The organism is Paenalcaligenes suwonensis (genome assembly GCF_011290505.1).
In the GTDB taxonomy this organism is placed as follows: Bacteria; Pseudomonadota; Gammaproteobacteria; order Burkholderiales; family Burkholderiaceae_B; genus Paenalcaligenes; species Paenalcaligenes suwonensis.
Map to the genome: position 1 here is coordinate 1 of NZ_JAANPV010000001.1, position 13,505 is coordinate 13,505.

Genomic DNA, 13,505 nt, shown 5'->3' on the forward strand with positions numbered 1-13,505 from the left:
TTCGTCGCCTTCCAGTGCCAGCTTAGCGGAACCTTTAACGATCGGTGTGTCGTCGCCTGGGAAATCGTAGTTCGACAACAGCTCGCGAACTTCCATTTCTACCAATTCCAACAACTCTTCGTCGTCAACCATGTCGGCTTTGTTCAGGAACACGATGATGTAAGGTACACCAACCTGACGGCTCAACAAGATGTGTTCACGTGTCTGAGGCATTGGGCCGTCAGCAGCGGAAACTACCAGAATCGCGCCGTCCATCTGCGCTGCACCAGTAATCATGTTTTTAACGTAGTCAGCGTGACCTGGGCAGTCTACGTGTGCGTAGTGACGTGAAGGTGTTTCGTATTCTACGTGAGAGGTGCTGATGGTAATACCACGAGCTTTCTCTTCAGGAGCAGCGTCGATTTGCGCGTAGTCACGTGCTTCACCGCCGAATGCTTTTGCCAAAACCGTGCAAATCGCTGCGGTCAGAGTGGTTTTACCGTGGTCAACGTGGCCAATAGTACCTACGTTAACGTGCGGTTTAGTCCGTTCAAACTTGCCTTTAGCCATGGCAGACTCCTGAAGGGAATAATTATGCAGAGAATAATGAGATGATTGTGGTGCCCATGACGCGAATCGAACGCGTGACCTCTCCCTTACCAAGGGAGTGCTCTACCCCTGAGCCACATGGGCACTTCTTTTATCGTAGTATCGATAAACTTGGAGCGGGTGAAGGGGATCGAACCCTCGTCTTAAGCTTGGAAGGCTTCTGCTCTACCATTGAGCTACACCCGCAGGTGATCCGTCTACACCCATACAAAAGCCTGTTGCTTTTGTATATGAATTTGGTGGTGGGAGTAGGATTCGAACCTACGTAGGCGTAAGCCAACAGATTTACAGTCTGCCCCCGTTAGCCACTTGGGTATCCCACCGATAAAGCGAACTTCGTATTATGGACATCTTTAGAATGTAAGTCAAGCCCTAGACGAAATGGGCTGAGCCATTGGCACCACATACGAAGCTTTGTATTTTGCACTGCCTAAAAATCTAAGTCAATAAAAAAGGCGCACATTTCTTAAAAATGTACGCCTTTTACTGGAAAGACTTAGAAATACGTCAATCCAATCGAGATAATGACGCCTGTCACAAACAACTGTATTAAACAAAAGCCCATAATATCTTTGGCTTTTAGACCGGCAATCGCCAATACAGGCAGCGCCCAGAAAGGTTGCAACAAGTTAGTCCACGCATCACCCCATGCCACCGCCATGGCTACACGTGGCATATCGGCACCCAATGCTTGCGCGCTAGCAATCACTACAGGCGCTTGAACGGCCCATTGCCCGCCACCAGACGGAACAAACATGTTAACCAGCCCTGCACTCATGAATGTCCAGAACGGTAAGCTGTCTACTGTTGCAAAGGAAACAAACCAGTCTGACAGTGTTTTTGCTAAGCCTGAATCCACCATAATGGCCATGATCCCTGCATAGAAGGGGAACTGGATAATAATCCCTGCCCCACCCTTTACCGCTTCGTTCAGTGAGTTCAGCAAGTTACGTGCATTGCCATGCAGCACAATGGCCAAGAACAGGAAAGTGAAGTTAATCACGTTCAAGTTCAAACCACCTTGTTTAATCACATAGTAATTAAACAAGTAGGCCAAGCCAGAAAAACCAATCAGCATAGCAAGTACGGTGCTGTTTTCCAGTCTGGCAGCAGGACGGTTATCTGCAGCATTTGCCGCTTCTTCTTGCGCCTTCGCATCAGCTTCTAATAGCTCGGGCGAGATATACACGCTTTCAGCCTCAGACGGCATCATTAACCGGTTTACTAATGGCACCACAATAAACAGTGCCAACAGAATTAACAGGTTAAAGGTGGAGAAAATTGTATCCCCAGTGCCGATGATGCCTATTTTATCGGCCTGAAAGTGGCCTTCTGTTGCAATAGTCAGGGGAACAGAGCCCGCTAAGCCACCATGCCACACGATAAAACCGGAATACGCACTGGCTACCAACAAACGGTAATCAACGCGTACTTTTTTGGCGATTTCTTTGGCAAAGAGCGCACTCACTACCAAACCAAAACCCCAGTTAATCCAGTCGGCAGTCAGCGCCACAAAGGTTACTAGGATAATTGCCGAGCCAGGGCTACGCGGTAAAGACGCTAATGCCGACAATATTTTCTTTACCGCTGGGGTACTGGCCAACATATAGCCCGCCATCAACACCAATAGCATTTGCATGGTGAAGGACAACAAGCCCCAAAAGCCATTCCCCCAGATATTAATCACCTCCATGGGAGTTTTACTTTCACTCCACATGGCGGCGACACCCGCGACTAACGTCAGAATTACAACGAAAATATAAGGGTCAGGTAAATAGCGCTCAACCAGCCTTACAGAAAAACGCGTAATGGATTTAAACATTCGGCTACTCCAAAAAAGTATTGGGCGAATTTCAATCCTTATGCACTTTTCTGAATATCAGTAATAACCCTTAGTCCGCTGCTATGCTTGGTCCAAAATAGTTTGCAAACCCTGTTTTTCCAACAAACTATTTAAATGTTCCCAATCGTGAAACGCAATTTGCAACTGACCTTTGTTTTTTGCCCCAACCTTCAGCACCACTTTGGTGCCCAAATGTTCAGACAACAGACGCTCTACACGTTGGACATCGCCATTTTTCTGTGATGAAGAAGAATCACGTGCATCTTTATCGTTTTCTTCTGCTTCACGTAAGGTTTTAGCTACCAGCTTTTCGGTTTCACGAACAGACAAGCGTTTTGCTATCACCTCGTTGGCCAACATGATTTGCGTAGCAGCATCGGTAGCCAAAATACTTCTGGCATGCCCCATGTCTATATCGCCTGCCAACAGCATAATTTGCACCGGCTCTGCTAGATTCAACAAACGCAATAAGTTGGTCGTCGCCGAACGAGATCTACCAATGGCTTGTGCAGCTTGCTCATGCGTCATGGTGAACTCATCCAGCAAGCGTTTAACCCCATGGGCCTCTTCCAGAGGGTTAAGGTCTTCACGTTGGATGTTTTCGATAAGGGCCATGATGGCGGCATTTTCATCCGCCACTTCACGTATGAGTACCGGTACCTTATCCAAACCAGCCAATTGTGCAGCGCGGAAACGGCGTTCACCCGCAATAATTTCATACTTCCCTTTTTGTTTGCCTTTTAAGGGGCGAACCAAAATGGGTTGCATAATGCCTTGAGTACGAATGGATTCAGCCAGCTCATTTAGCGCGCCTTCGTCCATACGTGTACGCGGCTGATACTTACCTGCAATCAACTCTTTCACATACAACTCAGAACCCGGTGCAGTGCTGGTTTCTTTGCCTAAGCTACCAATCACATTCGCATCTTCGCCTAACAATGCATCCAGGCCTCTGCCTAGCCCTTTAGGCTTACGTGTTGCCATGATGAATCCTTTTATTCTTTATCAATCTATTCATTACGCAGCGCTTTTTGCACTCTTCTTCAGCTGCTTTACCAACTCTTTACCAAATTCCACATAGGCTTTTGCACCACGGGAGTTTTTGTCGTAGACCGTGCCAGGCATACCGTGGCTAGGCGCTTCGGCCAATCGAACGTTACGTGGAATAACGGTTTTAAAAACCTTATCGCCAAAGTGCTCTTCGATTTGTGCTGAAACTTGCTGTTGCAAGGTAACGCGCGCATCAAACATCACACGCAATAGGCCAATTAACTGCAGCTCTGGGTTGATATTGCGATACACCCGTTTAATGGTGTTTACAAGGTCGGAGAGGCCTTCCAGTGCAAAGTACTCACACTGCATAGGGATGATCACGCCATGCGCGCTTACCAGCCCATTTAGCGTTAACAGCGATAAGGTAGGCGGACAGTCAATCAGAATAATATCGTATTCGTCAGACGCCTCTTCTAAGGCCTTTTTCAGTTGCTGCTCACGCTCTTGCATCTGCACTAAGTCAATTTCGGCACCAGAGAGCTCTCTGTTGGCTGGCAAAACATCGTAACCACCTGATTCTGAACGTTTTTTTGCCTCAGAGACCTTATTTTGACCAATCAATACTTGGTAAATATTGATCTCGGCTGCATTTTTATCCACGCCACTGCCCATAGTGGCGTTACCTTGTGGGTCCAAGTCTATCAACAACACTTTTTTCTTAAGGGCAGCCAAAGCTGCCGCCAGATTAATGGCTGTCGTTGTTTTTCCTACACCACCCTTTTGATTCGCAATACAAAAGACTGAGGCTTTATCTTTTTTGGCAGAAGCAACAGACATGCTCAAGACCCTTTACGTTTTAAATATACCAAACATCGCTGGGCGTCCAACTCTGGAACGTCTAACGCTTCTATTGTCTCTACCACCCAATCGGTTTCTTGTTCCAATTGGTTGATTTCCTCTTCCGGCTGTTTTCCCTTCATTGCCATGATACAACCCTGAGCTGACACGTGACGACCTGCCAATGTGACAAAATCAGTCAAGGAAGCAAAAGCACGAGAAATCACCACATCAGCCTCGTAGCAATCCCCTACTTCTACACGCCTATGGGTAGCCGTAAGGTTGGGCAACTCTAACACTGCAGACATTTGGCGTACAAAAGCCATTTTCTTTTCCACAGCATCTACACAGGTGATTTTCCAGTTGTTATTAGCCACCGCCAATACCACACCAGGTAAACCAGCCCCTGCCCCTACATCCACAATACGTAAGGTATTTTTTTGATGCTGCTCTGCATAGGTGGTTAATGCCGGCACTACCGACAAACTATCAAAAATATGCTGAATCAACATCTGCTCTGGATCACGCAAAGCAGTCAAGTTATAGGTTTTATTCCAGCGCTGTAATTGCGCAATATAGCGCAGCAGTTTTTCTTGCTCCCCTTCATTTAGGTCAAGACCTAACGCATTACAAGCTGAAAGTAGCCTTTGAGAGAAATCCATTACGAATGTTTACTTAAGTTTTTTGGCAAGAGTTTGCCGTTTCAGATAGACCAATAACAAAGACACCGCCGCAGGCGTAATACCTGAAATTCTGCTAGCCTGCCCTACCGTAGTGGGTTTAGCTGCGTTGAATTTCGCCAATGCCTCGTTGGACAGGCCTTTGACCAAACTATAGTCCATATCCTCGGGGATAGGCTGAGATTCAAATCCTGCCTGTCTTTCTATTTCGGTTTTCTGTCTAGTCACGTAACCGGCATACTTCACTTCGATCTCTACCTGATGACGTAACGTTTCATCTAGATCGGGATTATCAGCCAAGATACGCTCTTGCTCTACATTCACCAAATTCAATAGCGCGTCATAACTTACTTGAGGACGTTTCAGTAGATCGTAGTAACTGTACTCACGCTCTATTCCTTGTCCTAAAACAGCACTCAATGTTTCACGTGAAACAAGTCGAGGATTCACCCACGTTCCACGCAAGCGCTCAATTTCTTGAGCCAACGCATCTCGCTTACGGTTAAAGGCATCCCAACGCACGTCGTCTACCAAACCTAGTTTTCTACCAATTTCGGTTAAACGCTGATCGGCATTATCTTCACGCAAGCTAAGACGGTATTCTGCCCTAGAGGTGAACATACGGTACGGTTCGGTAACACCGCGAGTAATCAGGTCATCTACCAGCACACCTATATAGGCATCACTACGCTGCGGTGTCCAACTTTCTAAACCACGAATTAATTGGACTGCATTTAGCGCTGCCAACAAGCCTTGCGCTGCCGCCTCTTCGTAACCGGTGGTACCGTTGATTTGCCCAGCAAAAAACAGACCACGGATCGCCTTGGTTTCTAAACTAGGTTTCAAAGCACGAGGGTCAAAGTAGTCATACTCAATGGCATAACCAGGGCGCATAATCCGTGCATTTTCTAAACCAGGAAGACTGTGGACAATTCCCAGCTGGATATCAAAAGGCAAACTTGTAGAAATCCCGTTTGGATAAATTTCTGTACTTGTAAGCCCTTCGGGTTCTAAAAAAACCTGATGACTAGACTTGTCTGCAAACTTGTGGATTTTATCTTCAATGGAAGGACAGTACCTAGGACCTACCCCCTCAATCGTTCCTTCTGGACTATACATAGGGGAACGATCCAGACCCGATCGAATAATATCGTGAGTCTGTGCATTTGTATGTGTAATCCAGCACGGCAATTGTTTAGGATGCATGCTGGCATTTCCCATAAAGGAAAACACCGGAACAGGATTACTGTCACCATGCTGCTCCTCAAGCTGGGAGAAGTTAATGGTGGTTGCATCTATACGTGGAGGCGTGCCTGTTTTCAACCGGCCTTGTGGAAGTTTTAGTTCTTTTAGTCGTTCCGCTAAAGTAATGGCTGGAGGATCCCCTGCCCTACCACCAGAATAGTTTTCCAAGCCTACGTGTATACGGCCGTTCAGGAAAGTGCCTGCCGTTAAGACTACCGCTTTGGATTTAAAGCGCACCCCAATCTGGGTAATAGCTCCTACAACTTTATCCCCTTCAAGGATTAAGTCATCCACAGGCTGTTGGAACACCATCAGATTTTTTTGATGCTGCACCATTTGGCGAATAGCAGCCCTATACAAAGAACGATCGGCTTGCGCACGCGTAGCTCTAACTGCTGGCCCCTTAGACTGATTCAGAGTTCTAAACTGGATACCAGCTTTATCTGTTGCTAACGCCATTGCTCCGCCCAGAGCATCTACCTCTTTCACCAAATGCCCTTTACCAATCCCACCAATAGATGGGTTGCAAGACATCTGACCTAGGGTGTCCATATTGTGTGTGAGTAAGAGTGTAGAAGCTCCCATCCTGGCAGCAGCCAAAGCAGCTTCTGTTCCAGCGTGGCCACCACCAACGACGATCACATCAAATTCGTCTGGATAAATCATTTTTGTATCTACAAAAAAACGTAAAAGGTCATTATACGACTGCGAATTACTTATTTTGTTTCAAAACCAGTTTTACTTGCAGTATCTTTAAATTGTGCCTACTTCTACCACAGTGTTTCACGTGGAACATTTTTGAGTTTTATGTTCCACGTGAAACATCAGAGGCCATAAAGCTGTTGTTTGCACACAAACCCTTTCCTCTCAGCGAGAATGCTAAGGATTAGCGCATATAGTTATAACAATGTGTGGACATCAGATCACGTAAGATTTCGATAATAAATTTTCTAGCATATAACCAATGAATATTGTCTCTAAGCTTCCCGATGTGGGAGTGACCATTTTTACAGTAATGAGTCAGCTCGCTACTGAACATCAAGCTATTAACCTAGGACAGGGCTTTCCAGATTTCAATACAGATAAAGCATTATTGGATGCTGTGTATGAAGCCATGCTTCAAGGCTATAACCAATACTCACCCATGAGTGGGCATCCGTTATTGAAAAAAGCTATCCAAGAAAAAACCCAACTGCTCTATGGCGCTGAGTATGACCTCAATACTGAAATCACCGTTACCAGTGGTGCGAGTGAAGCATTGATGAGCAGTATCTTGGCTTTTGTTCATCCAGGTGATGAAGTTATTGTTATCGAACCATTCTATGACTTGTACTTACCCGTTATTAAATTGGCGGGAGGTGTGGCAGTTCCTGTTTCCATGGAAGCCCCTAGTACACCAGATCAAAGTTTTAGTATTGATTGGGATAAAGTAGAAAAAGCCATTACGCCTAAAACACGTATGTTGCTTATTAATACGCCGCACAACCCTACTGGTGCAATTCTGACATCTGAAGATTTAGACGCGTTAGAAAAAATCGTCGCTACATGGAATATTTTGATTTTGTCAGATGAGGTGTATGAGCACCTAGTATTTGATGGTGCCAAACATTTAAGTATGGCGACAAGACCATCATTGAAGAAAAACTCAATTATTGTTTCTTCGTTTGGTAAGACATTTAGTGCTACAGGTTGGAAAGTTGGTTACTGCTTAGCTGCCCCTGAACTTACGACTGAAATACAAAAAGTGCATCAATTCTCTGTGTTTTCAGTTCCTACGCCTTTGCAGGTAGGGTTAGCTGTTTACATGAAAGACCCGAACACGTATTTGGGGTTACCTGAGTTCTACCAGCAAAAACGTGATCAATTATTTCAAGGGTTACGTGACACACCATTTACCCCCTATAAAAGCGAAGGTACGTTCTTTTTACTGGCTTCGTACAAAGGTTGGTCAGATAAATCCGAGTTAGCGTTCAGCAAGTGGTTAACAACAGAATACGGTGTAGGTGTTATTCCCGTTTCAGCCTTTTATAGAAATCCAGAATCTAAAGAAGCCAACCAACATTTGATTCGGTTTTGTTTTGCAAAACAAGAACAGACCTTAGCTTCAGCGATAGAGCGTTTACCAAAAAAATAATCCTTTCACAGTTTCTTCACATGCCCCTATCCAGTTTTTGGTAGGGGCTTTTTTATGCACAGGCTTCAAGTGTAAGGAAGCAGATAGCAAAAGACAAGGCATGTAGAGCCTGTGTAAAAAGAGCAGATGGTTAGTAGTTATTCACTACTATTTATATATTTTTGGTAGTAAGTATAAGGGGTGTGGATAACTAGGATAACTCTGTACAGCCTTTATTTCATGCGGTTTAGAAGAGTTTTACATCACAGGCAAAACTATAAAAATCTAGGTGTACAGATTGGGCATAAAAATAAGAAATTGAACAAAGTGTTAGGTTATCCAAAAACCATCCACAACAAATCCTCATAGTCTGTCTCTAGGACTTATCCACAGAAAAAAAGTTTACAGTCACGTGTATCTAAAACAACGTTAGGTTTTCAAGAAAATCCGTTTTGCAAAACTGTTGTCAAAAGTATGCTGAACAAAAAAATTCACCCACTCTTTTTTTATTGATGTTGTTAACTATCATATATATCTATAGATAATTAATAATGGGTGTCTGTGGATAAGTGGTACAATTCGTTGAAGGCTAATATTCACAAGGCTTTCACCTATATTTTTGCTTGTTGATGGCTGATTGTTTAGTTGAGGATGGATTCTGGATAATTTTTGTGTATAAGTTTTGTACGCAAGTTAAGCCTTTTCACTCCACAACTTATCCACAAGCGCTCCCCCTGTAGCTGTCCACAGCACTAGTCTTTCTGGGGGCTGGCAAGGACATTGTTGAGATCAACATGTGCAAGATATACTCGCTGCATACCAGCAGTTTTTCTTATTTGATGTTGTCTTAGCATGTCTAATGTTGCGGTCTACCGTCTTGCCTCTGACTGGCAAAAAGCCCTAAAAAAAATTCCAGAACACATACGCAGCTATGTGGAAGAAGCGGCGAACCGTCATAATGAGCTTTTGGCGTCGTACTTTTATGCTCGTTTGTTGAACGACGAGGCAGCTAACGTTTTTCTCAGTCACGATGAAGTGCAGAAAAGGCTGTCTCGTTCTCTACAAAAGTGGTTGTGCGAACTTTTTTCGGTCACACCGGAAGATGATTTTGTGGCATTAGTTGAGCTACAACGCCAAGTGGGCGATGTTCATGCTCGTATCGATTTGCCGCTGTATTTGGTGCTTAGTGGTGCGAGGTTGCTCAAAGAGCGATTTTTTGAAATTGTTCAAGATGAGCCCCGTTTAGAGTTGATAGACAAAATGGCTGCGCAGCACTTTATTGCTGAGTCTATCGATATTGCTATCGAGTTCATGAGCCGTGCCTATGCGGCATCCTACGATAGAAGATCCAGAGCAGAAGAGTCTTATAGGGTTTTTGCGGCTGTGCATAACTCTGCGGCAGAACGTGGACGACAACGTGCGGCTTTACTGGACTGGGAAAACAACCTGATGTTTGAGTTAGCCACAGGTGTGTTTGCAAAACAGTTATCCACCGTCAGTAGTTCAGAGTTTGGGCTATGGTTTCTTCACAAAGGGGCTCATGCCTTTGAGAATTTGAAAGAAACTGAGGTGATTCAGCAGACGATGGAGCACATAGATAGGGATGTGCTTCCTGGTTTTACACAAGCAAATGCAGAAAACCAGCTTGAAGTGTTGCGTGAGTTACGTACACAGACACGGTTGATTTTGTTGAGTATGGATTTGCTGTTTGAACAGCAAAATGAGGTAGAAGCTGGACGCGATACCTTAACCAAACTATTAGGCCGTAAGTATTTGCCAGTAGTTTTAGGCCGAGAAGTGGCCTATTCTCGACGTCGTGGCGTGAAATTTGCCTTGTTATCCATAGACTTGGACCATTTTAAACGGGTAAATGACGAGCATGGGCATGAGTCTGGTGACGCAGTATTGCGTCAATTTGCTGAATTATTAAATGCACAGTGCCGAGCTGGGGACTATATTTTCCGCTTAGGTGGGGAAGAGTTCTTAGTGTTGTTGGTAGACGTTAATGCTGATACCGCATTACGTATTGCAAAAAAAATAAGTGAACGCGTGCAGCGAGAAAAATTTGTATTGCCCTTTGGGCACGAACTGCACCTGACAGCCAGTATGGGTTTAGCGTTATACGATGGTCATCCCGACTATACTCCTACGCTTAGGCGTGTGGATAAAGCCTTGTATCAAGCTAAGCATGCCGGGCGTAATCGTATAGAGCTAGTAAGCTAAGCTATACGTTGTGGACATCTTTTCTGTCCTACTCTTTTGAATGTGTATAAACATGACTGAACGTCTGGCCATTTGGCTACAGTATTTATTGCCTAAGCGTTTGCTCACACAGGCTGTGGGTAAGTTAGCGGCTCATGCGGGTGGAAACTTAACCACACGTGCTATTGAGTGGTTTATTAAACGTTATCACGTAGATATGAACGAGGCGCGCGAGCCGAATGCGGCGGCGTATAGCACCTTTAATGAGTTTTTTACGCGAGAGCTAAAAGACGGTGCACGCCCTATAGCGGATGCTGCCTTAGTGAGCCCTGTTGATGGTGCTATCAGCCAATTGGGCAAAATACAGGTACAACAAATTTTTCAAGCAAAAGGGCATGATTATTCCGCCCAAACCTTGTTGGCTGGCGATGCCGCATTAGCTAAGGTATTTGAAAATGGGCTTTTTGCTACGCTGTATTTAAGCCCCAAAGACTATCACCGTATACATATGCCTTGTGCGGGGCGCTTACGTCAAATGACGTATGTGCCAGGGGACTTATTTTCGGTGAATCCACTCACAGCACGGAATGTTCCGGGTTTGTTTGCACGCAATGAGCGCGTTGTGTGTTTGTTTGATTCTGATCGCGGACCATTTGTTCTGGTGTTAGTAGGTGCCACCATTGTGGGCAGTATGAGCACTGTTTGGCATGGTCAAGTGAACCCGCCACGTTATGGCGAAGTGACGCACTGGCAATATGACGATCAAGAAATCGTGTTGCAGCAAGGCGAAGAGATGGGGCGCTTTTTGTTGGGCTCTACAGTGGTATTGCTGTTTCCTGAAAACACCTACCAGTTTGACGCTGACTGGCTTGCTGCTGGAAAAATCTGCATGGGCCAACGCATGGGCTCAGCACTGCATACCGAGTAATAATGAGTATCGAACAAAATTCATGGGCCGCGTTGTTACGGGGGCGCAATGGCTTGCGCTCGGTAGCCTTAGCTGGCGGCGTAGCACTGCACGCCATTAATGTGTATTTAGTGACAACGATTCTGCCGTCGGTAGTGGCTGATATTGGTGGTTTGTCGTACTACGCGTGGAACATGACATTATTTGTGATGGCCTCCATTATTGGTTCTGCCCTTTCCCCCAAGCTGCTGCAGTCGGTAGGGTTGCGCCATGCGTTTGTGGTGGCGATGGCGGTATTTATGGTGGGGACTATTGCCTGTGCATTGGCATTTTCCATGCCTGCCATGTTAATGGGCCGCACCGTGCAAGGGTTGGGCGGAGGCTTTTTACTGGGGTTGTGTTATTCGGCCGTGCGGCTAGTGTTTCCTGAGGTACTGTGGCCTAGGGCGATGGTGCTGGTATCCAGCATGTGGGGGGTATCTACGCTGATAGGTCCAACCATTGGCGGCATTTTTGCAGAAAGTGGCCATTGGCGTTTGGCATTTTGGTCTGTTATTCCCGTTATTGCTCTTTTGTTGTTCTTGGTTTGTACACAGATAGAAGCGGGTAAGTCACAGGATAGCCAAAAAATAAAAGTCCCTATGGGCAAATTATTGGTGTTAGCCGTATCAGTATTGTGCGTATCGTGGGCGAGTCTGTCGGTGAATTGGGTGGTGAATGCAGGCGGTTTGCTACTTGCTGTGATACTAAGCGTCTTAACAGGCCGTGCAGACCGTCATAGTGATGCCAACCTACTTCCACGTGGAACATACCAGTGGGGAGGCCTACTGGCTGTTCTGTACGGCTGTATTGCGTTGCTAAGCCTAGCCATTACGGTAGAGGTTTTTATCCCCTACTTTTTGCAGACCATACATCATCAAAGCCCACTGATTGCAGGGTACTTTATGGCGTCTTTATCCTTTGGATGGACGGCAGGCTCATTTGTAAGTGCAGGACGTTCGGACACTACTACACAGCGTTATGTGCAATTTGGTCCCTTAGTGTCGGGTTGTGGTTTGTTGGGGCTGGCTGTGATGATGCCGTTAAGTTTTGGCACAGGCAGCAGCATATACTTCCTGTTAATTCCCTTAATGGCTGTGGGAGGCGGTATAGGGGTGTGTTGGCCTCATGTGTTAACACGTGTGTACCAAGCCGCACCAAAGGGGCAAGAAAACATTGCGTCGTCAGCCATTATTACCGTGCAGTTGTATGCCTTGGCCTTAGGGGGCGCATTTGCCGGCATGTTGACGAATTTGGCGGGGTTTGTGGAACCTGGCGGCTTTGAAGGAGCACGCCAGGCATCCGTAGTACTGTTTAGCGTCTTAAGTATTGGCCCTTTGCTAACGGTATGGTTGATTTACAAAGGTTTAGCCAAAAACTCCGTTAGCCGCTAAAACCACCCTCGGCGATGTATGCCAGTTCTTCGGGGGTGGATTCTCTGCCTAAGATCTCATTACGATGGGGAAAACGGCCAAAGCGTTGAACAATCTCACGGTGGTGGTGAGCAAACTTCAACCCTTCGCCTGTTTTTCCTCGTTCATTTAGGCGTACGGCTAGATCCTGGTCTTCTAGGTTTTCTGAGTGCGTAAAAGGCAGATAACAAAACACTCGTAGCTCTTGTGGCAAGGTAAGGTCGCCTTTTCGGTCTACCAGTAATCGAGCATAGTGACGCGCTAAACTATCGGTGGCATACATATGGCCACTTTGTCTAAAGCAGTTGCGTGGAAATTGATCCAGCAAAATGAGTAGAGCTAAACCGCTGTCTTCATATTGAATCCAACTTTCTAACTCGCGACGTGCAGCTTGCCAGTGCAATGCTTGGCAATGATGATGAAACTCTTGGTCAAACTCTGTACTTTTATTAAACCAGAAGTCTTTGTTTTCCGACCAAAATGCCAGAACATCATCATGAGCAATGGCGGACATAGGGTTCTCCTGAATGGGTTGACATAATAAATCCTAGCACACTACCTGATTTTGGGTATTTACAAGCTGAAAAACTATGTTATAGGCCTGATCTTCGCTTATTAGTTGAGTAGTGAACATTACTGTCATAAT

At 45.6% G+C, this 13,505-nt stretch carries 11 protein-coding genes and 3 tRNA genes; 4 read left to right on the forward strand and 10 right to left on the reverse strand.

The features are described from left to right. The 9 genes from GY634_RS00005 to mnmG form a co-directional block, all read right to left on the reverse strand. On the reverse strand, positions 1-549 hold a 549-nt coding region (locus tag GY634_RS00005), incomplete at its 3' end, for a GTP-binding protein (RefSeq protein WP_166406544.1). A gap of 48 nt (positions 550-597) precedes the next feature. Then, positions 598-672, reverse strand: a tRNA-Thr gene (locus GY634_RS00010). A 28-nt stretch (positions 673-700) separates the two neighbouring features. Then, a tRNA-Gly gene (locus GY634_RS00015) sits at positions 701-774 on the reverse strand. Between the two features lie 51 nt (positions 775-825). Continuing rightward, positions 826-911: transfer RNA gene (locus GY634_RS00020), tRNA-Tyr, on the reverse strand. Positions 912-1,084: 173 nt separating this feature from the next. Continuing rightward, the gene (locus GY634_RS00025) at positions 1,085-2,410 is read right to left on the reverse strand and encodes a short-chain fatty acid transporter (protein ID WP_166406545.1); all 1,326 of its coding nucleotides are present in this window, start codon (positions 2,408-2,410) and stop codon (positions 1,085-1,087) included. An 81-nt stretch (positions 2,411-2,491) separates the two neighbouring features. After that, positions 2,492-3,415 (reverse strand): ParB/RepB/Spo0J family partition protein, encoded by a 924-nt coding sequence (locus tag GY634_RS00030; RefSeq protein ID WP_166406546.1) that lies wholly within the window; start codon positions 3,413-3,415, stop codon positions 2,492-2,494. A 33-nt stretch (positions 3,416-3,448) separates the two neighbouring features. Then, positions 3,449-4,261, reverse strand: a complete 813-nt coding sequence (locus GY634_RS00035; RefSeq protein ID WP_166406547.1) for a ParA family protein — start codon at positions 4,259-4,261, stop codon at positions 3,449-3,451. 2 nt (positions 4,262-4,263) lie between these two features. Continuing rightward, positions 4,264-4,923 carry a 16S rRNA (guanine(527)-N(7))-methyltransferase RsmG gene (gene rsmG, locus GY634_RS00040; protein ID WP_166406548.1) on the reverse strand — a complete coding sequence of 220 codons (660 nt, stop codon included), beginning with the start codon at positions 4,921-4,923 and terminating at the stop codon, positions 4,264-4,266. Between the two features lie 9 nt (positions 4,924-4,932). After that, the gene (gene mnmG, locus GY634_RS00045; protein ID WP_166406549.1) at positions 4,933-6,852 is read right to left on the reverse strand and encodes a tRNA uridine-5-carboxymethylaminomethyl(34) synthesis enzyme MnmG; all 1,920 of its coding nucleotides are present in this window, start codon (positions 6,850-6,852) and stop codon (positions 4,933-4,935) included. A 298-nt stretch (positions 6,853-7,150) separates the two neighbouring features. Between mnmG and GY634_RS00050 the strand changes: the two genes are divergently transcribed. The 4 genes from GY634_RS00050 to GY634_RS00065 all read left to right on the forward strand — a co-directional run bounded on the left by GY634_RS00050 (position 7,151) and on the right by GY634_RS00065 (position 12,841). After that, positions 7,151-8,320, forward strand: coding sequence for a methionine aminotransferase (locus GY634_RS00050; protein ID WP_166406550.1), 1,170 nt, complete (start codon positions 7,151-7,153; stop codon positions 8,318-8,320). An 831-nt stretch (positions 8,321-9,151) separates the two neighbouring features. After that, on the forward strand, positions 9,152-10,522 hold the full coding sequence (locus GY634_RS00055) for a diguanylate cyclase (RefSeq protein WP_166406551.1): 1,371 nt from the start codon (positions 9,152-9,154) through the stop codon (positions 10,520-10,522). A gap of 52 nt (positions 10,523-10,574) precedes the next feature. Continuing rightward, a complete protein-coding gene (gene asd / locus GY634_RS00060; RefSeq protein WP_166406552.1) occupies positions 10,575-11,429 on the forward strand; it encodes an archaetidylserine decarboxylase in 855 nt (284 codons plus the stop codon). After that, positions 11,429-12,841: an MFS transporter gene (locus tag GY634_RS00065; RefSeq protein ID WP_423227282.1), complete on the forward strand. Its 1,413-nt coding sequence runs from the start codon at positions 11,429-11,431 to the stop codon at positions 12,839-12,841. The genes asd and GY634_RS00065 overlap by 1 nt, the downstream gene beginning before the upstream one ends. Here the strand turns inward: GY634_RS00065 and GY634_RS00070 are convergent. Further along, complete coding sequence (locus GY634_RS00070; protein ID WP_166406554.1) at positions 12,831-13,373, reverse strand: DUF924 family protein; 543 nt, start codon at positions 13,371-13,373, stop codon at positions 12,831-12,833. The genes GY634_RS00065 and GY634_RS00070 overlap by 11 nt on opposite strands. Positions 13,374-13,505: the final 132 nt, after the last annotated feature.

Excerpts from the sequence above, each read along its gene's own strand:
- GY634_RS00025 (WP_166406545.1), bottom strand. The coding sequence starts at position 2,410 with ATGTTTAAATCCATTACGCGTTTTTCTGTAAGGCTGGTTGAGCGCTAT.
- GY634_RS00030 (WP_166406546.1), bottom strand. The coding sequence starts at position 3,415 with ATGGCAACACGTAAGCCTAAAGGGCTAGGCAGAGGCCTGGATGCATTG.
- GY634_RS00035 (WP_166406547.1), bottom strand. The coding sequence starts at position 4,261 with ATGTCTGTTGCTTCTGCCAAAAAAGATAAAGCCTCAGTCTTTTGTATT.
- rsmG (WP_166406548.1), bottom strand. The coding sequence starts at position 4,923 with ATGGATTTCTCTCAAAGGCTACTTTCAGCTTGTAATGCGTTAGGTCTT.
- mnmG (WP_166406549.1), bottom strand. The coding sequence starts at position 6,852 with ATGATTTATCCAGACGAATTTGATGTGATCGTCGTTGGTGGTGGCCAC.
- GY634_RS00050 (WP_166406550.1), top strand. The coding sequence starts at position 7,151 with ATGAATATTGTCTCTAAGCTTCCCGATGTGGGAGTGACCATTTTTACA.
- GY634_RS00055 (WP_166406551.1), top strand. The coding sequence starts at position 9,152 with ATGTCTAATGTTGCGGTCTACCGTCTTGCCTCTGACTGGCAAAAAGCC.
- asd (WP_166406552.1), top strand. The coding sequence starts at position 10,575 with ATGACTGAACGTCTGGCCATTTGGCTACAGTATTTATTGCCTAAGCGT.
- GY634_RS00070 (WP_166406554.1), bottom strand. The coding sequence starts at position 13,373 with ATGTCCGCCATTGCTCATGATGATGTTCTGGCATTTTGGTCGGAAAAC.